We start from the raw sequence: 26,680 nt of genomic DNA on the forward strand, positions 1-26,680 counted from the left end.
GCCGGCGAATCTCTCTCCATCCTAGTGTTTTCCAAGCAACACAATGTGGCGAAAATGCAACGACAACCGCGGCCTTGTCAACATTCTCAGCTGGGGCGGGAGCTGCGATACACGGAAACGCCAAGCTCGCGAATCTTCTTGCGCAGCGTATTGCGGTTGAGGCCAAGAAGATCGGCAGCCTTGATCTGGTTACCGCGCGTCGCCGTCAGGGCGGCGAGAATGAGCGGATATTCCAGTTCGCGCAGAACACGGTCGTAGAGACCTGGCGGCGGCAGGCCTTCGCCGAAACTTGCGAAATAATCCCGCATGTTTTCCTCGACCGCCTGCGAAATGGTCAACGAGCCGGTGCGGACCGCCATCTTGTCGAGCGGGCTGTCTGGAACATCCGACTGCAATTCCTGCTCGATGATCTCGCGGGTGATGACTTCCTGCGGATAAAGCGCCATCAGGCGACGGATCAGGTTTTCGAGTTCGCGCACGTTGCCGGGCCAGGCATAGGCCTTCATGACTTCCAGCGCCTCGGTCTCGAAACGCTTTCCTTCCAGCCCCTCCTTCTCACCCGTCTGGATGAAATGGCGCACAAGATCGGGAATATCCTCAGCGCGGTCGCGCAGCGGCGGTAGCCGCAGCGGCACGACGTTCAGGCGGTAATAGAGGTCTTCGCGGAAAAGGCCCTGGTTGATCGACTGCTTCAGGTCCTTGTTGGTGGCGGCGACGATGCGAACATCGGTCCTGATCGGCGTGCGTCCGCCCACCGTCGTATATTCGCCCTGCTGCAATACGCGCAGCAGCCGCGTCTGGGCGTCCATTGGCATATCGCCGATTTCGTCGAGAAACAGCGTGCCGCCCTCGGCCTGTTCGAAACGGCCGGTCGAGCGGTTCTGCGCGCCGGTGAAGGCGCCCTTCTCATGGCCGAACAGTTCGGATTCGATCAGATCACGCGGGATTGCCGCCATGTTGATGGCGACGAAGGGGCCGTTGCGGCGCTTGCCGTAATCATGCAGCGCGCGCGCCACCAGTTCCTTGCCGGTGCCGGATTCGCCGGTAATCATCAGCGTCAGATCGGTCTGCATCAGGCGGGCGAGAACCCGGTAGATTTCCTGCATGGCGGCCGAGCGGCCGACGAGCGGCATGCCGTCCTGCATATCGTCGTCCAGTTTGGCGGGCTTGCGCTTCGGCTCCGACAGGGCGCGGCCGATGATGGCAATCAGCTCCGTCAGGTCGAAGGGCTTGGGCAGGTAATCGTAAGCGCCCTTTTCCGAGGCCTTGATCGCGGTCATGAAAGTGTTTTGGGCACTCATCACCAGAACCGGCAGGTCCGGGCGGGCCTTCTTGATGCGCGGAAGCAGATCGAAGGCGTTTTCATCGGGCATCACGACATCGGTAACGACCAGATCGCCCTCGCCGGCAGAAACCCAGCGCCAGAGCGTTGCGGCATTGGACGTGATGCGCACATCGTAACCGGCACGGCTGAGCGCCTGATTAAGCACGGTGCGGATCGCGGCATCATCATCGGCGACGAGGATAGTAGCTGTCATCTGTCATTTCCTGTCGAGTTCGGCAAGATGCGGTCGTCCAGCGCCACTTCAGGCGAGACGGGCATCAATACGCGGAAAGTCGTGCGATGGTTCTGGCTGTCGCATTCGACAATGCCGCCATGGGCGCCAATCAGTTTGGCGACAAGCGCCAGACCCAGGCCCGAACCATTCGTCTTGGTGGTAATGAAGGGGTCGAAGAGATGCGGCAGGAGATCGGCCGGCACTCCCGGCCCATTGTCATGGACGCAAAACTCAAGCGGCAGCGAGATGCGTTCGCGGCTGCCTGCCACGGACATGCGCATGCCGGGACGATATGCCGTCGTCAGCACGATCTCGCCCTCCGACTGATTCCCGACGGCTTCCGCCGCGTTTTTCACCAGATTGAGAAAGACCTGCACCAGCTGGTCGCGATTGGCATAGACCGCCGGCAGCGATGGATCATAATTCTCGGAAATCTTGATGTTGCGGGCAAAGCCAGCCTTGGCTATGGCCTTCACATGGTCGAGCACCGAATGGATGTTGACCGGCACGCGGTCCACCGGACGCTCGTCGGAAAACACTTCCATGCGGTCAACCAGCGAGACGATACGATCGGTCTCGTCGCAGATCAGCCGCGTCAGCGCACGGTCCTCATCGGCAACCGATGTCTCGAGAAGCTGCGCGGCACCACGAATGCCCGAAAGCGGGTTTTTGATCTCATGCGCCAGCATCGAGGCAAGGCCGGTGACAGAGCGTGCAGCAGCCCGATGGGTCAATTGCCGGTCGATCTTGTCAGCCATCGACCGTTCCTGGAAGACGACGACAACAGACCCCGGCTCGCTGACAACAGGCGCGACATAGAGATCGACGAGCTTGTCCTGTCCAAGCCGGGGGGAGCTCAGATCGACCCGATATTCATTTACCGGCGCGCGGCGTTCCCGCACCTGATCGATCAGCGCAAGCAGCGGACTGCCGAAGGGAATGAAGGTGGAGACGCGGTAGCGGGCGAGATGGGAGGCGCTGGCCCCGAAAAAAGCTTCTGCTTCCCAATTGGCAAAAGCGATGAAACCTTCGGCATCCACCAGAATAACGGGATTCTGCACCGCGTTCAGAACCGCCATGGCGAGCGGGTTCGCATCTGCCGGGCTGTGTTTATCAGCGCTCATGCGGCCTTCCTTGCGGCTTCTTCGCCCGCATTGTCGCAAAGGGCGGAGCGCAGCAGATCAGCCACTTCCCCCGTATCACGCGATGTCATGATTTTAGCCTTGTCGGTGGTGGCGATCTCCGTCGCGAAACGGTCGAGATACCAGCCCAGATGTTTGCGGGCATGCCGAAGACCGGCTTCCCTTCCATAAAATTCGAGCATCATGTCGTAATGTTCGACGGCGATATCGGCAATATCGGCGAGTTGCGGCGCTGCATGTCCGGCCAGTACCGCCGGCAGCCAGGGTTGACCCTGTGCACCGCGACCGACCATAACGGCATCCGCGCCGGAACGGCTGAGGATTTCACGCGCATCTTCGGCGGTCTCGACATCGCCATTGGCGATCAGCGGCACGGAAATCACCTCCCGCACGGCGCGAATGGCATCCCAGTTCGCCCGTCCTTCGTAAAACTGCATGCGGGTGCGGCCGTGAATGGTGATGAGCTGGATGCCAGCGGCTTGAGCGCGGCGAGCAATTTCGGGTGCATTGATGGTGTTTTCATCCCAGCCGAGCCGCATCTTCAGCGTCACGGGCACATCGACCGCGCCGACGGTCGCCTCGATCAACGACAGCGCATGGTCAGGATCCCGCATCAAGGCTGAACCGGAGTACCCGCCCGTCACCTTCTTGGCCGGACAACCCATATTGATGTCGATGATGCCAGCGCCATTGTCAGCCGCAATTTTTGCCGCTTCCGCCATGAAATGGGCTTCGCGTCCGGCGAGCTGCACCATATGCGGAACCATCCCGGCATTTTTCAGCCGCGCCCAGGATTCCCCACGATTGGCGACAAGTTCCCGGCTTGCGACCATTTCAGTCACCACAAGGCCCGCGCCGTAACGCCAGGCGAGCTGACGGAAAGGCAAATCTGTCACGCCCGACATAGGCGCCAGCACTGCGCGATTACGGATCGCGACTGAGCCGATGCTGAACGGGACTGACAACTCCGGAAGGGGCAAGTGATGATCTTTCGTGCAGAAGAGTTATATGCATTATTTTTAGACAGTGTTTGCGCAGTTGCCAAGCACTTTTACAGGGTTGCACCTTTTATTTGCGCGTGGCCTGCCTGCCTGTTTTGCTGGCGGCGGCAATTTGTGCAGGTTTGAACAAACGGGATGACCGATCCTGCGGCATGTGGGTGCGGGTGGGCGGCTTATCGGGCTGGCCATTCGGGTTTTGAAACGCTAGAGCAGGACTGTCAACCATTAAGGGTTGCGCACAAAGCATAAGACCAATGCAGGAAAGTACTATGAAACTCGGCATCGTGGTTGTCGCCGCAGGACGCGGAGAAAGAGCCGGCTCCCCCGAGGAAGGGCCGAAACAATATCGCCCGATCGGTGGCAAGGCCGTGATCGAGCATACATTGTCGACCTTTTTTGCCTGGGCAGGCACATATCCTATCGTGGTCGTTATCCATGCCGACGATGCGGCACTCCTGTCACCAATCCTTGAACGGCTGAATGCCGGGGAGCGGATCGCCACCGTCACGGGCGGCGCAACCCGGCAGCAATCGGTGCTCGCTGGTCTGGAAGCGCTGGCCGCGCAAGACCTCACACATGTGATGATCCACGATGCCGTGCGGCCTTTCATCGCCGTGGACATGCTGGAACGCATCGTGGCGCTGCACAAGGCGGGCGCTGTCGGCGTTCTGCCTGCCCTGCCCGTCACTGATACGCTGAAGCGTGGCGCAGGCGATTCTGTCGCGGAAACGGTTTCAAGGCAGGGTCTTTATGCGGCGCAGACACCGCAAAGCTTCGGTTATGGCGAAATCCTCGCCGCGCATCGTGCTGCTGCCACATCTGGAAAAACCGACTTTACCGATGACGCCTCGATCGCCGAGTGGGCAAGTCTGCCTGTGACGCTGACCGAAGGCTCGGTCGACAATGTGAAACTCACTCTCAAGCGGGATATCGCCATGGCCGATGAAAAGCTCTCCTACGGACTGCCTGACGTGCGCACCGGCAATGGTTACGACGTGCACCAGCTGGAAGCAGGAGACGGTGTGACACTGTGCGGCGTCTTCATCGAACACGACCAGAAACTCAAAGGCCATTCGGATGCCGATGTGGCGCTGCATGCGCTGACGGATGCCCTGCTCGCCACCTGCGGCGCTGGCGACATAGGCGATCACTTCCCGCCTTCCGATCCGCAATGGAAGGGTGCCGCTTCGCGCATCTTCCTCGAACACGCGGCCAAGGTAGTCCGCGGCAATGGCGGCACGATCATGAATGCCGATGTCTCGCTGATTGCCGAAGCGCCGCGCATCGGACCGCATCGGCAGGCCATGCGTGAGGCGCTTTCCGACATTCTCGGCATCGCGCTGGAGCGCTGCTCGGTCAAGGCGACCACCAACGAGACGATTGGCTTCGTCGGCCGCCGCGAAGGTATTGCTGCGATTGCCACTGCCACTGTGGTCTACAAGGGCAGACCGCTATGAGCCTCTTTCCTGCGGATATACAAGAACTGGCGCGGCGGATCATTTCTGACTTTACCGCCGGCGGCTTCATGGTCTCGACGGCGGAAAGCTGTACGGGCGGCCTGATTGCTGGTTCGCTGACGGAAATCGCCGGCTCTTCTGCCGTCGTCGATCGCGGCTTCGTCACCTACACGAACCAGGCCAAGATGGACATGCTTGGGGTTGGAATTGAGACGCTGGCGAATTTCGGCGCCGTATCCCGACAGACCGCGCTGCAAATGGCGCATGGCGCGCTATTTCGTTCCCGGGCGGATTTTGCCGTGGCCGTGACCGGCATTGCCGGTCCGGGCGGAGGTTCGGCTGAAAAACCGGTGGGGCTGGTGCATCTGGCCGCCAGGTCGCGCAGCGGTAAAATCCTGCACCATGAAATGCACTACGGAGAGATCGGGCGCACGGAAATCCGTCTTGCGACCATCAGAACGGCGCTCGAGATGCTGATTACCCTCAATCAGGCTGGGTCCGCGTAGATTTTATCGGCGCGGGTCTCGAAGGCTTCGGCGAACATGCGGAAGGCCCTGTCGAACATCGATCCCATGACCGCACCGAGCAGCCGGTTCTTGAATTCATACTCGATGAAAAAATGAATGGCCGAGCCGCCCTCTGCGGAGGCTTCAAAACGCCAGCGATTGTCGAGATATTTGAACGGGCCGTCGATATATTTCACGTCGATAGCGCGCTCTGCCGGGTTCAGCAGCACCTGCGTGGTGAAGGTCTCGCGAATGGCCTTGTAGCCCACCGTCATATCAGCCACCAGCAGAGTCTTGCCGTCCCGCTCTTTGCGAGAGCGGATGACCAGCGCTTCGCAAAGCGGCAGAAACTGTGGATACTTCTCCACATCGGCGACGAGGTCGTACATGCGGTCGGGCGAGTGTTTTACAAGGCGATGCGTTTCGAACTGTGGCATGAGCGGGAGTTAATCCTCGACAACAAGAAGATCAAGAAGGCGGCGAAGCTGTTTTCGGCTTTTAAGCTGGAATACCGGCACGTTGGGACCATAAAGCGCGAAATTCTGCTCGAAGATCGGAGCGTGTCGGCGTTCGAAATTCCAGATATAGCGCAGGAAATCGAGATCCAGTCTTTCGGGGCAGCCTTCAGCCATTTCAGGACGCGCCTTGCCATACCCCTTGGCAATCCGGGTGATGGCGCCCCAAAGGCAAAGCCAACGCGGCATGCGCACCCAAAGGACGATGTCGGATCTCGGCAGACGCATGTCGAAAGACGATGGATTGCTGCCGTCCATCAGCCACCGGTCTTTGGTGACGATGGCGGCGATCCTTTGCCGCTGTTCTTGGCGCGGGCGTGCCTGCCAGCCGGGCAACCAGAAAATATCGCGATCCATGGAAATGTATTCAAATCCAAAGCGTCTTACGAGCTTCCGGGAAAGCGTAGATTTTCCGCCTCCGGAGCAACCTACGACCGAAATACGCTGCGCAGATGCGATAATCGCAGCCGCGTCCTCCACGTTTTCAAGATAGTTCGGCATCGAATAAACCTCGTCTTCGCCACCATGCCATTTTTAAATAGCGCGGCTATTATTCTGCGGCGGCATGGCCGCGGCGTCCGATGTTACGGAAATTTAACTATTGCAACCCCCTCGCAGGGATTGCTATTTATTTGCGACTAATATTACACCCATGGGATGCAACGGCGCTGGAACCTCCCATTTTCACCGCGCTTATTCATCCCTGGGTTCACACCCACATAACCCGCTTTGAGCCACTGAGTGAGCCGATGGACGATTTTTCCAACATCATCAACCTTCTCGAATCCGCCAAGCAACTTGCATCGATGAACGAAATGCCGATGCTTGCCTATCTCATCGACGTTGCGAAATGCGAGGCGAGAGAGAACAAGCCGGTTTTGCGCAAGCGCAAACGCGGCGAATCGACCGCCAAGGAAGAATGTTAGACGCCGGCTCGATAAAGCCGGCTGGCCCAATCTTCAAGACGATGTCATAATCAGGACTGAAACCGGCCGCTTTTCGAGGCGGCCGTTTCTTTGCACGATGGAAATGACAATCTCATGATCGCCGCATCCGCCGATATCAGAACCTATACGCAGGAAAGACCGAAGGAACGGCACGGCTTCGTGCAGATCGTTCTTCCGGTCTCGGGATGTCTGCGGATCGATGTAGCAGGGCTACAGGACGAATTGTCCACCGGGCGCGCGGTCTTCATTCATCCCAACACATCGCACACACAGGAAGCGACGACGATCAACCGGTCGCTGGTGGTCGATATCAACGAAACTGCTGTTCCCGAACAGGTGCTGGAGAGATTTGTCCACAAGCCGTTTCTCGATATCGCACGGGATACACGGCAGCTGATCGCTTACATGCGCGGCGTCATCGGATCGGATGGGCCGCGTGAGGATATTGCGAACCTCTGGGCACCGCTCCTGATCGACAGCCTTGCGACTGAAAAGACCGATATCCGCCACCGCCTGCATGCGCTGGGCGAGATCGTCAGAGCGGAGCCATTTTTCCCCTGGACCATCGAGACGCTCGCATCCTGCGCCGCGATCAGCGATAGCCGCCTGCATGCGCTGTTTCTGGAAGAGTTCAGCCTCCCTCCTCACCGCTGGCTTGCAGAGCTGCGCATGGACAAGGTCTGCGCATTGCTGCGCCACTCCACATTGCCGATTGCGGAAATTGCCTTGCGGGCCGGCTTCTCCGACCAGACGGCACTGACGCGCGCCATGCGCAACGCGATGGGCAAAACGCCTGCCGCTTATCGCCGGGCCTTCGGAATTCAGTGAAAGCACAGCACCTCTTCTCTCAGGAGTTTTTGTCAAGACAGCCGTACGTGGCTGTGGCACATCGCGGGCAATCGTGAATGCGGATGTGACATGACATGAACAAGACAAGCCTCGGTGTTATCTACGGCATGATGGCGGGCGCTCTCTGGGGTGCGATCTTTCTCGCCCCGAAACTCGTACCGGATTTTTCCGCCCTGCAACTGTCGACGGCCCGTTACCTGACCTACGGGCTGATTTCGCTCATCATCATCGGACCGCGCCTGAAACGGGTATCTGCCCATTTCGGTGCGCGCGAATGGATCGCGCTCGGCTGGCTGAGCATGATCGGCAACATCGCCTATTATGTCTTCATATCAACGGCGGTGAAACTGAGCGGCGTTGCCTTCACGTCCATCATCATCGGCTTCCTGCCGGTTGCCGTCACCATCATCGGCACGCGCGATCATGGCGCGGTATCGCTCAAGCGTCTGTGGCCGTCGCTCGCCTTTGGCGCAATCGGCATTATCGGCATATCCTGGCAGTCGCTGACAGAAAACGATGCGGGGCTGGATGTCTCCCGCCTTATCGGGCTGGCCTGTGCGCTTGGCGCGCTCGCCTCATGGACGGCCTTTGCGGTTGGCAATGCCCGCTGGCTGTCACGCCTTCACGATGTCAGCGCCGACGACTGGAACATGATGACGGGTGTGGTGACCGGAGGGCTGGCGCTGGCGCTCGCCATACCGGCCTTTGCTTTCGGCGGGGAAAGCCATAGTTCCGAGGACTGGCTGCATTTTGCGGCCATCGCCGCCGGTCTCGGGTTCACCGCATCCATTCTCGGAAATGCTCTCTGGAACCGCATGAGCCGCCTGCTGCCGCTCACTATGGTTGGGCAGATGATCCTGTTCGAGACGCTCTTTGCCTTGCTCTACGGTTTCCTCTGGGAAGGTCGTGGGCCAACAATCGTAGAAGTCCTGGCGATTTGCTCAGTCGTGCTGAGCGTCATCCTGTGCATGCGCGCGCATCGGCCGGAGAAGGTTGTGGCTTGACTTCAGGTGAAAGCAGCAACGTCATCCTCGGGACAAATCCAAGGATGACGCGTGAGAGAAATTGCCCGCCCCGCCCACTTACTCCGCAGCGGCCAGAAGCTTCTTCTCGCGGGCTGCGCGCAGGCGTGCAAAATCGTCGCCCGCATGGTGGGAAGAACGCGTCAGCGGGCTGGAGGAGACCATCAGGAAGCCCTTGGTATAGGCGACCGTCTCATAGGACTTGAATTCCTCCGGCGTGACGTAAGCCTCGACCTTGTGGTGCTTGCGGGTCGGCTGCAGATACTGGCCGATAGTCAGGAAGTCCACGTCAGCACTGCGCAGATCGTCCATCAACTGCAGCACTTCGTTGCGCTCTTCGCCAAGGCCGACCATGATACCTGATTTGGTGAACATGGTGGGGTCCAGTTCCTTGACGCGCTGCAACAGGCGCACGGAATGGAAATAACGCGCACCGGGGCGAACCGTGAGGTAATTGCCGGGAACGGTTTCCATATTGTGGTTGAAAACATCGGGCTTCGCCGCGACGACACGCTCCAGCGCGCCGGGCTTCTTCAGGAAGTCCGGGGTCAGAATTTCGATGGTGGTGTTGGGAGACGCAGCGCGGATCGCCCAGATCACCTTTTCGAAGTGCTCCGCGCCGCCATCGGCGAGATCATCGCGGTCGACCGAGGTAATGACGACGTGGCTGAGGCCCATCTGCTTGACGGCCTTGGCGACGTTTTCCGGCTCGTCCATGTCAAGCGCATTGGGCTTGCCGGTCGCGACGTTGCAGAAGGCGCAGGCGCGGGTGCAGATCTCACCCATGATCATGAAGGTCGCGTGTTTCTTGTCCCAGCATTCGCCGATATTTGGACAGCCGGCTTCCTCGCACACCGTCACCAGCTTGTGACTGCGCACCAGTTCGCGCGTCTCGTGGTAGCCCTTGGATGTCGGCGCCTTGACGCGGATCCATTCCGGCTTGCGCATAACCTCGGTATCAGGCCGATGGGCCTTTTCCGGGTGGCGGATACGCTTTTCTTCGGACGAAGTCCTGTCGAGAATAGTGACCATAAGAAACCTGTTTCTATCGCTTGCCGCGATCATCACATTTATTGACGCGATGCTTTAGAACAATTCCAGAAAAAGCGTAAGCCCCTTCCGGGCACGAAGCCTAGTCAGCGCCGTACCAGCTTAGCCATGAACAACAACAGGCTCGCGCCGATGAAGGACGTTACGAAATAACCGAGCCTGCTGTCCTGCACGAAAACGTCGAAGGTTCTCAGCACCGCAACGGCAACCACCGAACCGACGATGCCGAGAACGATATTCATGAAGATGCCGAAACGCATATCCATGAGTTTGCCGGCGAGCCAGCCGGCAAGACCGCCGATGATGATTGCCGCAATCCAGCCAATATTTTCCATTCCCGCGCTCCCTTATAGAACCAGCGTTGAGACATATGGGACACCCGGCATGGTTAGACAATGCCGGGCATCACGGGGCACTCATGCGTTCAGCACACGTCCGTAGGCGTCGAGCACGCTTTCCTTCATCGACTCGGAAATGGTCGGATGCGGGAAGATCGTGTGCATCAGTTCTTCTTCGGTGGTTTCGAGGTTCATGGCGACCACAAAGCCCTGAATGAGTTCGGTGACTTCCGCACCAACCATGTGCGCGCCGATCAACTCGCCTGTCTTCTTGTCGAAGATGGTCTTGACCATGCCCTGATCTTCACCGAGCGCCACGGCCTTGCCGTTGGCCGCAAAGGAGAAGCGGCCAACGCGAATATCGCGGCCCAGTTCCTTCGCCTTGGCTTCGGTGAGACCAACAGAGGCGACCTGTGGGTTGCAATAGGTGCAGCCGGGGATCTTGAGCTTGTCCATCGGGTGAACATTCGGCAGACCGGCGATCTTTTCAACGCAGATCACGGCCTCATGCTCGGCCTTGTGGGCGAGCAGCGGCGGGCCGGCGACATCGCCGATGGCGTAGACGCCAGGCACGTTGGTCTTGCCGTAACCGTCGATGACGATGAAGCCGCGATCGGTCTTCACGCCGACGGCCTCAAGGCCGATGCCTTCGATGTTGGCGACGACGCCGACAGCCGAAATCATCCGGTCAGCGGTGATCTTCTCGGACGAACCGTCCTTCTTCTCGAGCGTCGCAGTAACCGAATTCGCAGCCTTCTCGACCTTCGCAACCTTGGTTTCCAGATGGAACTTGATGCCCTGCTTCTCCAGCTGCTTCTTGGCGAAGGCAGAGATCTCCGCATCTTCGACCGGCATCACCTGGCTCATGATTTCAACGACGGTAACGTCGACACCCATGGTGCGGTAGAAGCTGGCGAATTCGATGCCGATGGCGCCGGAACCCATGACGAGCAGGGACTTCGGCAGTTCTTCCGGCTTCATTGCCTCGAAATAGGTCCAGATCAGCTTGCCATCCGGTTCGATGCCTGGAAGCGCGCGCGGGCGGGCGCCTGTGGCGATGATGATGTGCTTGGCGGTATAGGTGCCCTCGCCCAGCGTGTTCTTCGGAACCGGGCCCATCGGTTCGACGGGCTTCTTCTGGGTCTTGGAAACCACGATTTCACCGGGCTTGGTGATCTTGGCCTCGCCCCAGATGATATCGACCTTGTTCTTCTTGAACAGGAAACCGACGCCGTTGTTCATGCGGTGCGCGATGCCGCGCGAACGATCAACGATCGCCTTGACATCAGGCTTGATCGAGCCTTCGAGCGTCAGGCCGTATTCCTTGGCGTGCTGAGCCGTATGCAAGACATCGGCAGTACGCAGCAGCGCCTTGGTGGGAATGCAGCCCCAGTTGGAGCAGATGCCTGCAAGGTGCTCGCGCTCGACCACGGCAACCTTCATGCCGAGCTGGGCTGCGCGAATCGCGGCAATATAACCGCCCGGTCCCGAACCGATGATGATGACGTCATAAGATTGAGCCATAGGTATCCTGCCTTGTCCTATCGGGTCACGGCATGCCGTTCCGAAACGAGAATTGTTGTCAAAGTCCGAGCATCATGCGAACGACGGGCTCCAGCCCGCGCCCGATGGCCCGCGTGTTTTCAGCATCGAGATGAACGCCGTCTACGGGCGTCGTGCGGGCAACTGACCCCGCATCGAAAAATCCGCAATCGAGATCGTCGGCCAAATCCCGGTAGACCGGGGCGAGCATCGCCGATTCATCGATCGCATCGCGAAAGATAGCGCCCATCACGGGGTTGGCCGTTTCGCACAGTTGCGGCGGCGCGACGATCAGAACATCCGGCGCTTCCCAGTCCGGCACCTGCCAGACATGGTTGCGCACCAGTTTGACCAGCCGTTCCACACCCTTCATCGCGACGATGGCCGAGCCATGGATCGACGGTTTCAAGTCGTTGGTGCCGAGCATGATGATGACCAGATCAAGCGGCGCGTGGCTGTGCAGAAGCGTCGGCAAGAGCCTTGCGCCGTTGCGATCGCAATCAGCGGTATGATCATCATAGGCGGTGGTTCGTCCACCCAGCCCTTCGTGGATCACCTTCACATCAGGCCCGAGCGCCTTTTGCAAGACGCTCGGCCAAAGATCGTCATGGCTGTGCCGGCCACCCGTTTCCGCATCTGATCCCCATGTCAGGGAATCGCCAAAGCAGAGGACCGACTTCACCATCTCACTCTCCGATCAAACCAGCATGCCCATCGGGTTTTCGATGTAGCGCTTGAAGGCGCCGATCAGCTCGGCTCCGAGCGCGCCATCGACGCAACGGTGGTCGGTAGAGAGCGTAACCGTCATGACATTGGCGATCTTGATCTCGCCGTTCTTCACGACAGCACGCTGTTCGCCCGCGCCGACTGCCAGAATGGTGGCATGCGGCGGGTTGATGACGGCGGAGAAGCTCTTGACGCCCATCATGCCCATGTTGGACACGGCCGTCGTGCCGCCCTGATACTCCTCGGGCTTCAGCTTGCGCTCCTTGGCGCGCTTGCCGTAGTCCTTCATCTCGTTGGAGATGGTGGAGAGCGACTTCTCTTCCGCCTTGCGGATGATCGGCGTGATCAGGCCACCCGGAATGGAAACGGCAACGCCGACATCCGAATGCTTGTGCTTGACCATGTTGCTTTCCGTCCAGGAGACGTTGGCATCAGGCACATCGCGCAGCGCAAGAGCCAGCGCCTTGATGACCATGTCGTTGACCGAAAGCTTGTAGGCGGGCTTGCCGTCCTTTTCGGGAGCGGCGGCGTTGAGCTGGGCGCGCAGCGCCAGAAGCGTATCCAGTTCGCAATCCACGGAAACGTAGAAATGCGGAACGGTCTGCTTGGATTCGACCAGACGCTTGGCGATGACCTTGCGCATGCCGTCATGCGGCACCAGTTCGTAAGAACCGGGTTCGAACAGCTTGAGAACAGCTTCTTCGGACGGGCCCTTGGCAAGTGCGGCAGCCGGTGCGCCTGCGGATGCTGCGGCGGCAGGAGCTGCCTTCGCACCACCGGAAGCGGCGGCCTTTTCTACGTCTGTCTTGACGATACGGCCATGCGGGCCGGAACCGGACACGGCCGTGAGGTCGAGACCGGCTTCCTTGGCGAGACGACGGGCAAGCGGCGAAGCGAAGATGCGCTCGCCGGATTTTGCAACCGGGGCCGGGGTGGAAGGTGTGGAGGCCTGGTCGGCAGCTGGCTTTTCAGCCTTGGCCGGGACAGCTTCTTCCTTTGGCGCTTCGGCCTTTGCAGCTTCCTGCTTAGGAGCCTCGGCTTTGGCCTGGGACGCGGCAGGAGCAGCATTGCCGCCCTTTGCTGCCTCAGCCACATCCTCGCCATCGGCGGCGAGGATAGCGATCAGGGCGTTGACCTTGACCGCTTCCGTGCCTGCGGGAACCACGAGCTTGGCGACCGTGCCCTCATCGACGGCTTCCACTTCCATGGTTGCCTTGTCGGTCTCGATCTCGGCGATCACGTCACCGGGTGCGACCTTGTCGCCTTCCTTGACCAGCCACTTGGCCAGATTGCCCTCTTCCATGGTGGGAGAAAGGGCAGGCATGGTGATGTTTATCGGCATCGAAACGCCTCCCCTTACTTGTAGCAGACGGTTTTGACAGCCTGAACGACTTCATCGACGTTCGGCAAAGCCAGCTTTTCGAGGTTTGCCGCGTAAGGCATCGGAACGTCTTTGCCGGCAATCGTCAGGATCGGCGCATCGAGATAGTCGAAAGCGGCACGCATGACCTGATTGGCGATGAAGTCACCAACCGATGACTGCGGGAAGCCTTCCTCGACGGTGACCAGACGACCGGTCTTCTTGACCGATTCGATGACGGTGGGCAGATCCATCGGACGGATGGTGCGAAGGTCGATCAGTTCGACGTCGATGCCGAGCTTTTCGAGTTCCGCAACCGCCTTGATTGCGTAGGTCATGCCGATGCCGAAGGAAACGATCGTCGCATCCTTGCCCTTGCGGTGAATGCGCGCCTTGCCGATCGGCAGCACGAAATCGTCGAGCTTCGGCACTTCGAAGCTCTGGCCGTAGAGAATTTCATTCTCAAGGAAGATGACCGGGTTCGGGTCACGGATGGCTGCCTTCAGGAGACCCTTGGCGTCCGCTGCCGTGTAGGGCATGACGACCTTGAGGCCCGGAATATGGCTGTACCATGCGGCGTAACATTGCGAGTGCTGAGCGCCAACGCGGGCAGCAGCACCCGAGGGGCCACGGAACACCATCGGCGCACCCATCTGGCCGCCCGACATGTAAAGCGTCTTCGCAGCCGAGTTGACGATCTGGTCGATCGCCTGCATGGCGAAGTTGAAGGTCATGAATTCGACGATGGGCCGCAGGCCCGTCATTGCCGCACCGACGCCGATACCGGCAAAACCGTGCTCGGTGATCGGGGTGTCGATAACGCGGCGTTCGCCGAATTCCTGCAACAGGCCTTGGGTAATCTTGTAGGCGCCCTGATATTCGGCGACTTCCTCCCCCATGACGAAGACTTTTTCGTCGGCGCGCATTTCTTCGGCCATGGCGTCGCGCAGCGCTTCACGCACCGTCGTCATCACCATTTCCGTGCCTTCAGGAATATCCGGATCGGCAGCGACTTCGATCTTAGGTGCTGCCGGAACCTTTGCGGCTTCCTTGGCAGCGCTCGGCTCCTCGGATGCTTCGCGGGTCTTGCCGCCTGCGGCATCCGAATCGGAATTTGCAGCTTCAGCCTTCGGCTCTTCCTTCTTGGCAGAAGAAGAAATGTCGGCAGCGCTTTCGCCTTCCTGGATGAGAACGGCGATCGGCGTGTTGACCTTGACGCCTTCGGTGCCGGCGTCGATCAGCAGCTTGCCGATAACACCTTCATCCACAGCTTCCACTTCCATGGTCGCCTTGTCGGTCTCGATCTCGGCAATCACGTCGCCGGAAGTGACCTTGTCGCCTTCCTTTTTAAGCCATTTGGAAAGCGTGCCTTCCTCCATGGTCGGGGAAAGGGCGGGCATAAGAATTTCTACTGGCATGGGTTTCCCTTTCCCGATCAGAGCAGAATGTCGGTGTAGAGCTCGGATACATCCGGCTCTGGGTCGTTCTGGGCGAAGTCTGCGCTATCGGCGACGATATCACGGACATCCTTGTCGATGGCCTTCAACTCGTCTTCGCTTGCCCAGCCCTGCTCCAGAAGCCGTGCCTTGACCTGCTCGATCGGGTCATGTTCGGAGCGCATCTTCTGCACTTCGTCTTTCGAACGGTATTTCGCCGGGTCGGACATGGAGTGACCACGGTAACGGTAGGTCAGCATTTCCAGAATGATCGGACCCTTGCCGGAGCGGCAATGTTCCAGCGCCTGATCGGCGGCTGCCTTTACGGCGCGCACATCCATGCCATCCACCTGGATGCCGGGAATGCCGAAGGACTGGCCGCGCAGCGAATAGTTCGACTGTGCGGTGGCGCGGGCGGTCGAGGTGCCCATGGCGTAACGGTTGTTTTCAACGATATAGATGATCGGCAGTTTCCAGAGAGCGGCCATGTTGAAGCTCTCGTAGACCTGACCCTGGTTGGCGGCGCCGTCACCGAAATAGGTCACGGAGACATTGTCGTTGCCGCGATATTTATTGGCGAAGGCAAGACCGGTTCCGAGCGAAACCTGCGCACCGACGATGCCGTGGCCGCCGTAGAAATGTTTCTCCTTGGAGAACATGTGCATCGAGCCGCCCTTGCCCTTCGACAGGCCGCCCTTGCGACCGGTCAATTCGGCCATGACGCCACGCGCGCTCATGCCCAGAGCCAACATATGGCCGTGGTCACGGTAAGCGGTGATGACCTGATCGCCTTCCTTCTGAGACATCTGCATACCGACAACAACGGCTTCCTGACCGATGTAGAGGTGACAGAAACCACCGATGAAGCCCATGCCGTAAAGCTGACCGGCCTTTTCCTCGAAGCGACGGATGAGAAGCATCTCACGATAGGCGTGAAGCTCTTCTTCCTTCGAAAAGTCCGGGCTGTTCTTACCGGTGAATTCGCCTGCAGCCTTTGCCGTTGTCTTTCGGCCGGATACGGACGCGGTTTTTCGCGGCGCCATTCATCCCTCCCTGAGTTGTCGTTTGAATGGATAGATTGGCGCGTACCATATGCAAGAAAATGCCATGCAGCAATGCTTTAAACGCATGGCACATATTCATGCTAAAGTGCTGTGAATAAATCACAAATCATTAATTAACTTTATTTCGGTTAATTAGAAGTAGGTATTCATGATGACAATTTCGTCCGTACGGGACATATTCAACTGATAACGGGAAATCTCGTCAATCATGTCACGTTCGAGAGAACCGTCGCTCAATAATTCGACCTGCCGCTCCAGCGCAACGCGCGCCTGCGTCAGCTTGGCAAGCTCTGCCGTTCTGGCAATACGCTGCCGCTCCAGCCGCTCCGTCGCCTGAAGGCCGAAGTCGCCGTGGATGGAATGATACCCGAAATAGGAAAGAAAAGCGATCGTAATGGCCGGAACGATCAAACGGCCGAATCGTCTCTTTTTATGATGTCTGGTCCACATGCCGGAGAGAAGCCTTAAAACGCATAATGTGAGTCTCGAGACTAATGCGGATTGTTTAACTATCCGTTGACCTTAAATTCCGGGCGACTGATAGACGCAAAAAAGCCCGCCAGAGGCGGGCTAATAATGACGACGATATCAGAGAGAGTTCGTTATGCCGAGCGTGATCCGGCATCAAGCCACAGCGCGTCTTTGCCGTGAAAAGAGTCCTTTCAACCCAGGGACCTGGGCTGACTGAACCCCGGATCAACTCGGGAGTGAGCAGTGCGGATAAACCGCCCATCCCTGAGACTGGCCCGCCAGGCGGCGGGCCATATCGCGAAACCCGAACGCGGATTATCCGCGCAGGATCGAACGGCCGGCGTAAGCAGCCTGCGGGCCCAGCATTTCTTCAATGCGGATAAGCTGGTTGTACTTTGCGAGCCGGTCGGAACGGGCAAGCGAGCCGGTCTTGATCTGACCGCAGTTGGTTGCGACCGCGAGATCGGCGATGGTGGAATCTTCCGTTTCGCCCGAACGGTGCGACATGACGGCGGTGTAACCTGCCTTGTGCGCCGTTTCGACTGCGTCCAGCGTCTCGGAAAGCGAACCGATCTGGTTGACCTTGACGAGGATGGAGTTGGCGACACCCATCTTGATACCGTCGCGAAGGCGGGCGGAGTTGGTGACGAAAAGATCGTCGCCCACCAGCTGGCACTTGTTGCCAATGAGATCGGTCAGCGCCTTCCAGCCATCCCAGTCGTCTTCAGCCATGCCGTCTTCAACGGAGATGATTGGATATTTCGCGACGAGTTCGGCCAGGTATTCGGCCTGCTCGATCGGCGAACGGGTCTTGCCTTCGCCTTCATAAACGTAATTGCCGTTCTTGAAGAATTCGGTCGCCGCACAGTCGAGACCGATGAACATGTCGTCGCCTGGACGGTAGCCAGCCTTTTCGATCGACTTCATGATGAAATCGAGTGCTGCCGGCGCGCTTTCGAGACCCGGTGCAAAACCGCCCTCATCGCCGACATTGGTGTTGTGGCCCTGTGCGGACAGTTCTTTTTTCAGCGTATGGAAGACTTCGGAGCCCATGCGCACGGCTTCGCGAATGTTTTCTGCACCGACCGGCAGGATCATGAATTCCTGGAAGTCGATGGGGTTATCGGCATGCGCGCCGCCGTTGATGATGTTCATCATCGGAACCGGCAGCAGATGCGCGTTCGGGCCGCCGACATAACGGTAAAGCGGCAGGCCGGAGGCTTCAGCGGCAGCCTTCGCAACGGCGAGCGACACGCCGAGGATGGCGTTGGCGCCGATGCGCGACTTGTTCGGCGTGCCGTCGAGCGCGATCATCATCTGATCGATCTGGATCTGGTTTTCAGCGTCGAAACCGCCAATCGCGTCGAAGATTTCTGTATTGACGGCTTCGACCGCCTTTTCCACGCCCTTGCCGAGATAACGCTTGCCGCCATCGCGCAGCTCAACCGCCTCATGCGCGCCGGTGGAGGCGCCGGAGGGAACGGCGGCACGGCCCATGGAGCCGTCTTCGAGATAAACGTCGACTTCAACGGTCGGATTGCCGCGGCTGTCGAGAATTTCGCGCGCGATGATATCGGTAATGGCAGTCATGGTCTCTCCCTTGGGAATGGAACAGATATTTTCCGTCGCCTGTCTTAGACGATGGCGAAGAAATTACAATGACGGTGGGCAGCGGAAACGGCCCGCCCGCCATTAAAATCGATTGGCACAAAAGTGCCCGCCGTCACGGTCAGCCGATCAGGCTTTCGTAATCGCGTCGAAAGCCAGAAGCTTTTCGAGCAGTTTCGGCATGTCCTTCAGGTGGACCATGTTAGGGCCGTCTGACGGCGCATTGTCCGGATCCTCATGGGTCTCGATGAAGAGGCCGGCCACGCCAACCGCAACGGCCGCACGCGCCAACGTCTCGACGAATTCGCGCTGGCCACCTGTGGAGCCGCCCTGCCCGCCCGGCTGCTGCACCGAATGGGTGGCATCGAAAACGACAGGTGCGCCGAGCGCTGCCATGATCGGCAACGAGCGCATGTCGGAAACCAGCGTGTTGTAACCGAAGGACGCGCCGCGCTCGCACAACATCACATTCGGATTGCCGCTCTCATTGAGCTTGGCAAGCACGTTCTTCATGTCCCAGGGCGCCAGAAACTGGCCTTTCTTGACGTTGATGACGCGGCCGGTCTTGGCGGCAGCAACGAGAAGATCGGTCTGGCGGCTGAGGAACGCCGGAATCTGCAGAACGTCCACCACCTCGGAAACGACGGCGCATTGCTCTTCCGTGTGGATGTCGGTCAGAACAGGAAAACCGAATTCCTTCTTGAGATCGGCAAAAACCTGCATCGCGTTATCCAGGCCGATGCCGCGTTTTCCGGAAAGCGAAGTGCGGTTCGCCTTGTCGAAAGAGGACTTGTAGACAAGCCCTATTCCCAGCTTGTCGCAAAGCTCCTTCAGGACGCCAGCGATCATGAAGGCATGTTCGCGGCTTTCCATCTGGCACGGACCGGCAATCAGCGAAAACCGCTCGGTATTCGAGAAGGAAACCTTGCTGGCGCCGTCGCCGGCAGTGACTTTAAGATTGTTCGTAACGCTCATCATTTTTCCTCGAAGGCGAAGGCAACGCCCTGACCGGGTGCCGCGGGCACCACCAGACGGCCGTCCGCTTTTGCGCAGGACACGCCATTAGCAGCAAGCACCGCCTCTGTCACGGCAAGATCGTGTGACGAAAAGACGATGCCCGCGCCGCGCAATCCGCCTTCGTTGCCATCCTGAGCATTCAGGGTCTGCCCGCCGAAAGGCGGTTTTCCGGTCAATCTGATGCTGGCATTGCCGGTCGCGAAAACCATATCACCGCCCGGAGACCATTTGCCTTCACAGCCAAACACCGTCTCGATCAGGCCCGCCACCTTCGTATCGCCGCCGGTAAACAGGACGATTTCACTGAGGCCGGTGACACCATTGGCGTGGCGCTCCAGCATGGTGCGATCGCCCGGAAGGGCTTGAAGCCGTTGACAACTGAACAAAAAGAAATCCGCGGCCGCCCCGCTTGCCGCAAAAGCCAGCCGGAACGCCGCCTCGCCTTGCGAGCCATCCGGCATCCGAACAGGCCGCGAAAACTCGAAAACATCGCCCGCCGAAAGGCCGGCTGCCCGAAACCGCTCATGGTCAACCAAGGCGTCTTCAGTCTTGGCAACAAGAGCCGAAAAACCCTCCTGCCCGTCCCGTTGCCGGAAGGCCACATCCCTGCCGGTGAATACATCACCCCTCTCTATTGAGGCATTATATTTAGCCGGATCAGCAATTGCGAGCGGCTCCAGATAGGTGCCATCGGCGAAAAATACGCAGGCATTTTGGGTGCCGAAAGGATGCAGAGCCTCCGGCGCAACCGTAAAGCCAAGACTGACGAGGCGCTTCACGGCGACGCCTATGACTTCCACGGGCAAAACGAGATGGTCGACGCTATAGGGTTTCGTCATGAAAATGTATCCTGCTGGCCTTCCGCTCGGAGCATGCCGGGACGGGTTTGACCGCACAAAAGCACAATTGCGTGCTATGAGGCAAATCATCACAGCAACGGATGGCACCTTCACGAAATTTTAGGGGATTGCAGAACACATATGGAACATATAGTGTTCGTTCTGTATTTGTTTCGCGACTTCCACTACGATTCTAAAGGGTGTTTTCCTCATGCTCACGCGCAAACAGCAGGAATTGCTTCTCTTCATTCATGAACGAATGAAAGAGTCCGGCGTGCCGCCCTCCTTCGATGAAATGAAGGACGCACTCGATCTTGCTTCGAAATCCGGCATCCACCGCCTGATAACCGCTCTCGAAGAGCGCGGGTTCATTCGTCGGCTACCGAATAGAGCTCGGGCGCTGGAAGTCATCAAGCTGCCCGAGGCTTATACGCCGGGTGCAAGGCCGCAGCGCGGCTTTTCGCCGAGCATTATCGAAGGCAGCCTTGGCAAGCCCAAGACGCCGGAACCGGCCCCTGCCCCCAAGACGCCGGCCAACGATCTGGGCGGGGCTGTCACCGTGCCGGTCATGGGCCGCATCGCTGCGGGCGTGCCGATTTCCGCCATCCAGAACAACACCCATGATGTGGCCGTGCCAGTAGACATGCTTGGCACGGGCGAACATTACGCTCTTGAGGTCAAGGGTGATTCGATGATCGAGGCCGGCATTTTCGACGGCGACACAGTCATCATCCGCAACGGCAACACCGCCAATCCCGGGGATATCGTTGTGGCTCTGGTAGATGACGAGGAAGCCACGCTGAAGCGCTTCCGCCGCAAGGGTGCCTCCATTGCGCTCGAGGCGGCAAACCCAGCCTATGAGACCCGTATCTTCGGGCCCGACCGGGTGAAAATTCAGGGCAAGCTGGTGGGGCTGATCCGTCGCTACCATTGATCTTATCGAACCGAACGTATTCGCTTTACAATAGGCGTCATCGTGAAGATGGCGCCTATATTGGGTTTGGCTGTTTCCAAACGTGGCGGGCTTTTGCGGGTGCACGAGGATATGCGCCATCCAGCCTATGCGCGTTGCCCTTTCTAAACTGAGTTCCTGGTCCATAAAGATGCTTCGGTTTCGCTACAGGCGTGGTGGCGAATGGGCTGCTCGCTGTAATTGTCGAAGCGATCACATCCGCTGTTTTTTAGCGACGCTGTTCTGTCGTGTTGCGCAGTCAGTTTTAGTGGTCACCAAAGGGTGACTTATCGCAAGGCGCGCTCTCAGCGACCCCACATCACCATTCATCAACGGCGTTTATGGGAGCCATGGATAATTTTCGATATTCCGTGAACGCTTGGCAGGTGTAGAAATACGCGTCATATCCGGGAGATACGCCATGTACGATCTTTATATAGCCAACAAGAACTATTCTTCATGGTCGCTGCGGCCGTGGGTATTGATGCGCACGCTCGGTATCGCCTTTGATGAAAAGCTCATTCCGTTCGGCGAAGGCGTCTCCTTCTCCTCCTTTTCGCCGACGGGCAAGGTGCCCTGCCTAGTCGACGAGGGTATGACGGTTTGGGAAACGCTTTCGATCGTCGAATATCTTGCCGAAAGACACCAGGGTGTCTGGGCAAGCGACAAGCATGCGAGGGCCTGGTCGCGTTCGGCCGCAAGTGAGATGCATGCCGGCTTTTCCTCGCTGCGCAATCTCTATCCCATGTCGGTGGGCATTCGGGTCAAACCCAGGGGCGGCGATGCCGGGCTTAAGGCCGATATAAAGCGGATCGATGCGTTGTGGAGCGAGGGTCTCACAAAATTCGGCGGGCCATATCTTGCCGGTCAGAAGTTCACGGCGGTCGATGCTTTCTTCTGCCCGGTTGCATTCCGTTTCCAGACCTATGGCAGCGCGGATCTTTCGCCAGCAGCGAAAGCCTATTGCGACCGGCTGCTCGCCCTGCCTGCCATGCAAGAATGGTACGAGGCCGGTTTGAAGGAGAGCTGGCGCGACGCTGGTCATGAAGAGGAAGTTGGCGGGATCGGCGAATTGACTGAAGATTTGCGCGCCAAGGCCCGATGATCCATGCTGGCGGCTGTCATTGCGACGCCGCCAGCAGCCGGATGATGGGCTGCGGCAGATCACGGTCGAAACGTCCGCTTTTCCAGTCGTAATAACGGTGCTGGCTCCAGGGCCTGTCCGTTCCGGCGATTGCGGCGCGCAGCCCGCTCGCCACACCCTCCTCCCTCTTGTCAGCAAAATCTATTTCCACAGAACCGAGACGCCGCAAGATGTCACGGCTGAGCAGGAGTGCACCCGAGCGGCACTGCGAAAAAGAGGTTCTGCGGGAAACAACGACGATATCGGCAATATCGCAGGCTTTTCCGGCGAAGCGGCCATCGTCCAGAACGACGATCCACTCTCCGCTCGCAGCGCTCGCTACGCACCATATGTCTTTCCTGCAGGTGAAGACGCCAACTTTGGCGTCTTTGAGCGCCGCCGTCATCTCGCGTACCACCACAGCCATGTCTTCCGGCGACAGTTTCGATCTCGAGTCAGAACCAGCAGTATTTGCCATGCTCTCACCATTTATAAAACCCGGCGGCACGGTTTTTTCCGGCAGCAGCAGCGCCCTTTGCCACTGGCCGTAAACGAAGCCCTGCGGACGGGCTTTTGTGGTTGAGACCTTGCCGTCCTCCAGGAGTGCCACCAATTCGCCGTCCTCGTGAATCAATAGATCCGGCAGATCACGATAGGCCGTAACTGCCGACACACCGAAGGCGAAGAGCAGAAACGGGATGCCAAGAAGCGCAAGCCGGCTGCGCAGCAATGTCAGCAGCAGGAAACCCACCGAAGCCAAACCGATAAACCAGCCATGCGGACGCCCAGTCGCTGCGCTGCCGCCCCAGGAGGCCACCTCGTTTGCAACCTCGATGACGAGTGCCATGCCATAACCCATGATCTTCAGGAACGGCGCATCGAGCCCGAAGGGCATCAGCAGCATGGCGATAAGAGCGAATGGCATGACGATCAGCGACATGAGCGGCATTGCAGCCAGATTGGCGAACAGTCCATAGGTGGTGACACGGTGAAAATGTTCGGCTGAATAGATCGCCGTCGAAAGGCCCCCGATCAGCGACGTCGTGATAACGCCGCCAATGACCGCGCCCATCATTTCCGCCACCTTCAGCCATGCGGGCTTGCGCCCGATGAACAGCCTTTCGCGATCCGTGCGCCAACGGCTCCAGAAGGCATAGGCGGACACAAGCGCTATGGTGGCCGCAAATGACATCTGAAAACTCGGACCCATGATTTCCGAGGGCGAGAAAGCCAGAATGATCAGGGCGGAAATGGCAACGTTTCTGAGGCTGAGTGATGGCTGATCGAAAAGGACCGCGATCAGCATCACAGACATCATCAGCCAGGCACGCTCGGCGGAAACGGCGAAACCGGAAATCAGATAATAGGCAAGCGTCATCAGCAGTGCCGCGAAAGCCGCGATCTTCTTGACCGGCCAGCGCTGCGCAAAGGCGGGAAACAGGCTGAAAGCCAGTCTCAGGCCAACAAAGAATATGCCGGAGGCCAGTGCCATGTTGAGCCCGGATATGGCAACGATATGGGCAAGGCCGGAGAGCCGCAACGCCTCCATCGTCTCCGCCGATATAGCCTGTCTCTCATCGGTGATGATGGAGGCGGCGAAGGCTCCGGCATCACCGCCGATGGTGGTGCGGATGCGTTCGGCAATTGCGCTGCGAAGGCCGTAAAGCCGCATATCGGCCCATTCCAACCAACCCTTGTCAGGCCTTGCGTCACCAACGGGTGATACAAGCGCATCCGGTGATTTATAAAAGAAACCGGTCGCGCCTATGCCTCTGAAATAGGACGTGAAGGCGAAGTCGTTCAGTCCCGGTAAGGCCGGGCCGGATGGCGGCGAGAGGCGGACCTTGCCGCGAAGGGTTGCGCCGAGTGCGATCGGCTCGCCTCCGCCACGCGAAAGCACCGATATCCTCTGCGGCGGACGCGACAATGTCGGGTCCGCTGTTGCGGTCAGATCGACGACATATCGCCAGTAGCCGCGTGCATCGACCTCCCGGCGCGCCACGGTGCCGGTGATGGTGGTGGTCACGGGGGTATCCAGCACCACGGTCCCTGCCCGTCGGGTTTCGAAATCGGCCAGGAGCATGCCGAGCAATAGAAAAGCGAAGGGGCCGCAAACCGCCGCCGCAATGCCAGCTTTATATCTCACTAAGAGCGCCAGAACGGCGACAAATAGAAATGTGGCAATCAAAATGACCGGGGAAGGCGTGGCATCTAGAGAAAACCAGAGTACCGCGCCGCAGCCGATGGAAACGGGAATGAAAAGAAAATCGTGGCCGAATGCGCGCTCCTCGGCCAGGCACGTGGCGATTTTTTCGGCCAAGGTAGTGTTGCGGTTAATCTCGGGAATAATGGCGGGAGTGTCATATGTTGTCGCATCACTGCTTCGGCGGAGAGGAAACAGAATTTCCCGTGTGCCGGGCAAGTCTCCCTGCATCGTTTTAGCATATTCGAAATGCTGTTTTTCCCCTTGACCGAGCAATCCCCACCGCCCCTTGCCGCACCAAAAACAGGTTTGCAGACCAGCGCTGGGGATTGCAATCCTTTACTTTAACGATGCGTTGACCGAGATTGAATTGCTGCTGCCGGGAAAGCCTGAAGCAACGCGATTGCGTTTGCCGCAATGCACAATTTGACCTTTGGATAGCTTGGCATCCGCGCAAGGATCATATAGCTAATCGGTAGACGCTTAACCGCGGGGCGTATCTCAACGCCCCCACCCGCATGTTTTCGGAGGATCAGTATGACGGAAAAAAGCGCTACAGTGACACTTGGCGAAAAACAGGTCGAACTCCCGGTCAGGGAAGGCACGATTGGACCAAGCGTCGTCGATATCGCCACGCTGTACAAGCACACGGGCTCCTTCACCTACGACCCCGGCTTCACCTCGACAGCCTCCTGCGAATCCAAGATCACCTATATCGATGGTGACGAAGGCGTTCTTCTGCACCGCGGATTCCCCATCGAGCAGCTTGCCGAACAGGGCGACTTCCTGGAAACCTGCTATCTGCTGCTTTACGGCGAATTGCCGACGGCTGCGCAGAAGAAGGACTTCGACACCCGCGTAACGCGCCACACCATGGTGCACGAGCAGATGAGCCGCTTCTTCACCGGCTACCGTCGCGACGCACATCCGATGGCTGTCATGTGCGGCACGGTCGGCGCTCTCTCGGCCTTCTATCACGACTCGACCGACATTACGGATCCGCACCAGCGCATGGTCGCTTCGCTGCGGATGATCGCGAAAATGCCGACGATCGCCGCCATGGCCTACAAGTACCATATCGGCCAGCCCTTCGTTTACCCGAAGAACGACCTCGATTACGCTTCCAACTTCCTGCACATGTGCTTTGCCGTGCCTTGCGAAGAGTACAAGGTCGATCCGGTTCTGGCCCGTGCCATGGACCGCATCTTCATACTGCATGCGGATCACGAGCAGAACGCTTCCACCTCCACGGTGCGTCTTGCCGGTTCGTCGGGTGCAAACCCGTTCGCCTGTATTGCAGCGGGCATCGCCTGCCTCTGGGGTCCGGCACATGGCGGCGCCAACGAAGCGGCGCTCAACATGCTCAACGAAATCGGCACGGTTGACCGCATTCCGGAATACATTGCCCGCGCCAAGGACAAGAACGATCCGTTCCGCCTGATGGGCTTTGGCCACCGCGTGTACAAGAACTACGACCCGCGCGCCAAGATCATGCAGAAGACGATGTACGAAGTGCTGGAAGCCACCGGCAACTCCGACGATCCGATCATGCAGGTCGCGCTCGAACTCGAAAAGATCGCTCTTTCCGATCCTTATTTCGTCGAGAAGAAGCTGTACCCGAACGTCGACTTCTATTCGGGTATCACGCTGAAGGCGCTTGGCTTCCCCACGACCATGTTTACTGTGCTGTTCGCACTGGCCCGCACCGTCGGCTGGATCGCGCAGTGGAACGAAATGATCGAGGATCCGCAGCAGCGCATCGGCCGTCCGCGCCAGCTCTACACGGGCGCCGGCAAGCGTGACTACGTTCCGGTTTCCAAGCGTTAAGCCGGGAAACCAACCAACATAAAAAAGCCGGCGGGTTTTATCCGCCGGCTTTTTTGTTGGATATGATCATCGAGAAGAATAGCGAAACCTGCCCTGCCAACCCCAGGAAGCAGAGAGGATCGCTGC

At 58.7% G+C, this 26,680-nt stretch carries 25 protein-coding genes; 8 read left to right on the plus strand and 17 right to left on the minus strand.

The annotated features are described in order from the left end of the window. Positions 1-86: 86 nt before the first annotated feature. The 3 genes from ntrC to dusB are packed head-to-tail and all read right to left on the minus strand — an operon-like array spanning position 87 to position 3,666. A complete protein-coding gene (gene ntrC / locus AB4Z23_RS13400; protein ID WP_003512914.1) occupies positions 87-1,538 on the minus strand; it encodes a nitrogen regulation protein NR(I) in 1,452 nt (483 codons plus the stop codon). Continuing rightward, positions 1,535-2,683: a two-component system sensor histidine kinase NtrB gene (locus AB4Z23_RS13405; protein ID WP_003512904.1), complete on the minus strand. Its 1,149-nt coding sequence runs from the start codon at positions 2,681-2,683 to the stop codon at positions 1,535-1,537. The genes ntrC and AB4Z23_RS13405 overlap by 4 nt, the downstream gene beginning before the upstream one ends. Then, positions 2,680-3,666 (minus strand): tRNA dihydrouridine synthase DusB, encoded by a 987-nt coding sequence (gene dusB / locus AB4Z23_RS13410; protein WP_421476496.1) that lies wholly within the window; start codon positions 3,664-3,666, stop codon positions 2,680-2,682. Before dusB ends, AB4Z23_RS13405 begins: the two co-directional genes overlap by 4 nt. A 305-nt stretch (positions 3,667-3,971) precedes the next feature. Here dusB and AB4Z23_RS13415 point away from each other — a divergent pair, with 305 nt between their 5' ends. Continuing rightward, complete coding sequence (locus tag AB4Z23_RS13415; RefSeq protein WP_421476355.1) at positions 3,972-5,159, plus strand: bifunctional 2-C-methyl-D-erythritol 4-phosphate cytidylyltransferase/2-C-methyl-D-erythritol 2,4-cyclodiphosphate synthase; 1,188 nt, start codon at positions 3,972-3,974, stop codon at positions 5,157-5,159. Then, on the plus strand, positions 5,156-5,665 hold the full coding sequence (locus AB4Z23_RS13420) for a CinA family protein (protein ID WP_421476357.1): 510 nt from the start codon (positions 5,156-5,158) through the stop codon (positions 5,663-5,665). Before AB4Z23_RS13415 ends, AB4Z23_RS13420 begins: the two co-directional genes overlap by 4 nt. On the opposite strand, the gene AB4Z23_RS13425 is transcribed toward AB4Z23_RS13420, so the two are convergent. Both AB4Z23_RS13425 and AB4Z23_RS13430 read right to left on the minus strand, forming a co-directional pair. Continuing rightward, positions 5,647-6,102 carry a type II toxin-antitoxin system RatA family toxin gene (locus AB4Z23_RS13425; protein ID WP_003512897.1) on the minus strand — a complete coding sequence of 152 codons (456 nt, stop codon included), beginning with the start codon at positions 6,100-6,102 and terminating at the stop codon, positions 5,647-5,649. The two genes, AB4Z23_RS13420 and AB4Z23_RS13425, sit on opposite strands and share 19 nt — an antisense overlap. A 9-nt stretch (positions 6,103-6,111) precedes the next feature. Beyond that, entirely contained in the window at positions 6,112-6,681 is a 570-nt protein-coding gene (locus tag AB4Z23_RS13430) for an AAA family ATPase (protein ID WP_113555833.1), read from the minus strand. A gap of 248 nt (positions 6,682-6,929) precedes the next feature. Here AB4Z23_RS13430 and AB4Z23_RS13435 point away from each other — a divergent pair, with 248 nt between their 5' ends. From AB4Z23_RS13435 to AB4Z23_RS13445, 3 genes are all read left to right on the plus strand, one after another. Continuing rightward, a complete protein-coding gene (locus tag AB4Z23_RS13435; protein WP_003512893.1) occupies positions 6,930-7,106 on the plus strand; it encodes a hypothetical protein in 177 nt (58 codons plus the stop codon). A 114-nt stretch (positions 7,107-7,220) separates the two neighbouring features. After that, positions 7,221-7,955 carry a helix-turn-helix transcriptional regulator gene (locus AB4Z23_RS13440; protein ID WP_421476359.1) on the plus strand — a complete coding sequence of 245 codons (735 nt, stop codon included), beginning with the start codon at positions 7,221-7,223 and terminating at the stop codon, positions 7,953-7,955. Positions 7,956-8,050: 95 nt separating this feature from the next. Continuing rightward, the gene (locus AB4Z23_RS13445) at positions 8,051-8,980 is read left to right on the plus strand and encodes a DMT family transporter (RefSeq protein ID WP_112674415.1); all 930 of its coding nucleotides are present in this window, start codon (positions 8,051-8,053) and stop codon (positions 8,978-8,980) included. Positions 8,981-9,058: 78 nt separating this feature from the next. Here the strand turns inward: AB4Z23_RS13445 and lipA are convergent, their stop codons facing one another. The 11 genes from lipA to AB4Z23_RS13500 all read right to left on the minus strand — a co-directional run bounded on the left by lipA (position 9,059) and on the right by AB4Z23_RS13500 (position 20,449). After that, positions 9,059-10,030: a lipoyl synthase gene (gene lipA / locus AB4Z23_RS13450; protein ID WP_003512887.1), complete on the minus strand. Its 972-nt coding sequence runs from the start codon at positions 10,028-10,030 to the stop codon at positions 9,059-9,061. Between the two features lie 104 nt (positions 10,031-10,134). Then, positions 10,135-10,383, minus strand: a complete 249-nt coding sequence (locus tag AB4Z23_RS13455) for a GlsB/YeaQ/YmgE family stress response membrane protein (RefSeq protein ID WP_003512885.1) — start codon at positions 10,381-10,383, stop codon at positions 10,135-10,137. A gap of 81 nt (positions 10,384-10,464) precedes the next feature. Further along, positions 10,465-11,910: a dihydrolipoyl dehydrogenase gene (lpdA, locus tag AB4Z23_RS13460; RefSeq protein WP_421476362.1), complete on the minus strand. Its 1,446-nt coding sequence runs from the start codon at positions 11,908-11,910 to the stop codon at positions 10,465-10,467. A 58-nt stretch (positions 11,911-11,968) separates the two neighbouring features. Beyond that, positions 11,969-12,613: an SGNH/GDSL hydrolase family protein gene (locus tag AB4Z23_RS13465; protein WP_003512881.1), complete on the minus strand. Its 645-nt coding sequence runs from the start codon at positions 12,611-12,613 to the stop codon at positions 11,969-11,971. Positions 12,614-12,625: 12 nt separating this feature from the next. Further along, positions 12,626-13,996: a pyruvate dehydrogenase complex dihydrolipoamide acetyltransferase gene (locus AB4Z23_RS13470; protein WP_025593356.1), complete on the minus strand. Its 1,371-nt coding sequence runs from the start codon at positions 13,994-13,996 to the stop codon at positions 12,626-12,628. Positions 13,997-14,010: 14 nt separating this feature from the next. Then, positions 14,011-15,432 (minus strand): pyruvate dehydrogenase complex E1 component subunit beta, encoded by a 1,422-nt coding sequence (locus AB4Z23_RS13475; protein ID WP_003512876.1) that lies wholly within the window; start codon positions 15,430-15,432, stop codon positions 14,011-14,013. A gap of 17 nt (positions 15,433-15,449) precedes the next feature. Further along, complete coding sequence (gene pdhA, locus AB4Z23_RS13480) at positions 15,450-16,493, minus strand: pyruvate dehydrogenase (acetyl-transferring) E1 component subunit alpha (RefSeq protein WP_003512874.1); 1,044 nt, start codon at positions 16,491-16,493, stop codon at positions 15,450-15,452. Positions 16,494-16,646: 153 nt separating this feature from the next. After that, positions 16,647-16,964 carry an FtsB family cell division protein gene (locus tag AB4Z23_RS13485; protein WP_003512872.1) on the minus strand — a complete coding sequence of 106 codons (318 nt, stop codon included), beginning with the start codon at positions 16,962-16,964 and terminating at the stop codon, positions 16,647-16,649. Positions 16,965-17,300: 336 nt separating this feature from the next. Further along, positions 17,301-18,575, minus strand: coding sequence for a phosphopyruvate hydratase (gene eno, locus AB4Z23_RS13490; RefSeq protein WP_003512870.1), 1,275 nt, complete (start codon positions 18,573-18,575; stop codon positions 17,301-17,303). A 147-nt stretch (positions 18,576-18,722) separates the two neighbouring features. Continuing rightward, the gene (kdsA, locus tag AB4Z23_RS13495) at positions 18,723-19,568 is read right to left on the minus strand and encodes a 3-deoxy-8-phosphooctulonate synthase (protein ID WP_113473216.1); all 846 of its coding nucleotides are present in this window, start codon (positions 19,566-19,568) and stop codon (positions 18,723-18,725) included. Next, positions 19,568-20,449 (minus strand): VOC family protein, encoded by an 882-nt coding sequence (locus AB4Z23_RS13500; RefSeq protein ID WP_441360281.1) that lies wholly within the window; start codon positions 20,447-20,449, stop codon positions 19,568-19,570. Before AB4Z23_RS13500 ends, kdsA begins: the two co-directional genes overlap by 1 nt. Positions 20,450-20,660: 211 nt before the next feature. On the opposite strand from AB4Z23_RS13500, the gene lexA reads away from it, so the two are divergent. Further along, positions 20,661-21,383 carry a transcriptional repressor LexA gene (gene lexA / locus AB4Z23_RS13505; RefSeq protein ID WP_065657947.1) on the plus strand — a complete coding sequence of 241 codons (723 nt, stop codon included), beginning with the start codon at positions 20,661-20,663 and terminating at the stop codon, positions 21,381-21,383. A gap of 439 nt (positions 21,384-21,822) precedes the next feature. Further along, entirely contained in the window at positions 21,823-22,506 is a 684-nt protein-coding gene (locus AB4Z23_RS13510) for a glutathione S-transferase family protein (RefSeq protein ID WP_025593350.1), read from the plus strand. A gap of 16 nt (positions 22,507-22,522) precedes the next feature. Here AB4Z23_RS13510 and AB4Z23_RS13515 read toward each other — a convergent pair whose 3' ends face one another. Then, a complete protein-coding gene (locus AB4Z23_RS13515; protein WP_441360282.1) occupies positions 22,523-24,958 on the minus strand; it encodes a ComEC/Rec2 family competence protein in 2,436 nt (811 codons plus the stop codon). A gap of 306 nt (positions 24,959-25,264) precedes the next feature. Here AB4Z23_RS13515 and gltA point away from each other — a divergent pair, with 306 nt between their 5' ends. Then, positions 25,265-26,554 (plus strand): citrate synthase, encoded by a 1,290-nt coding sequence (gltA, locus tag AB4Z23_RS13520; protein ID WP_003496202.1) that lies wholly within the window; start codon positions 25,265-25,267, stop codon positions 26,552-26,554. Positions 26,555-26,680: the final 126 nt, after the last annotated feature.

Origin of the sequence: Agrobacterium sp. MCAB5 (assembly GCF_052114365.1) — a bacterium.
GTDB lineage: Bacteria > Pseudomonadota > Alphaproteobacteria > Rhizobiales > Rhizobiaceae > Agrobacterium > Agrobacterium tumefaciens.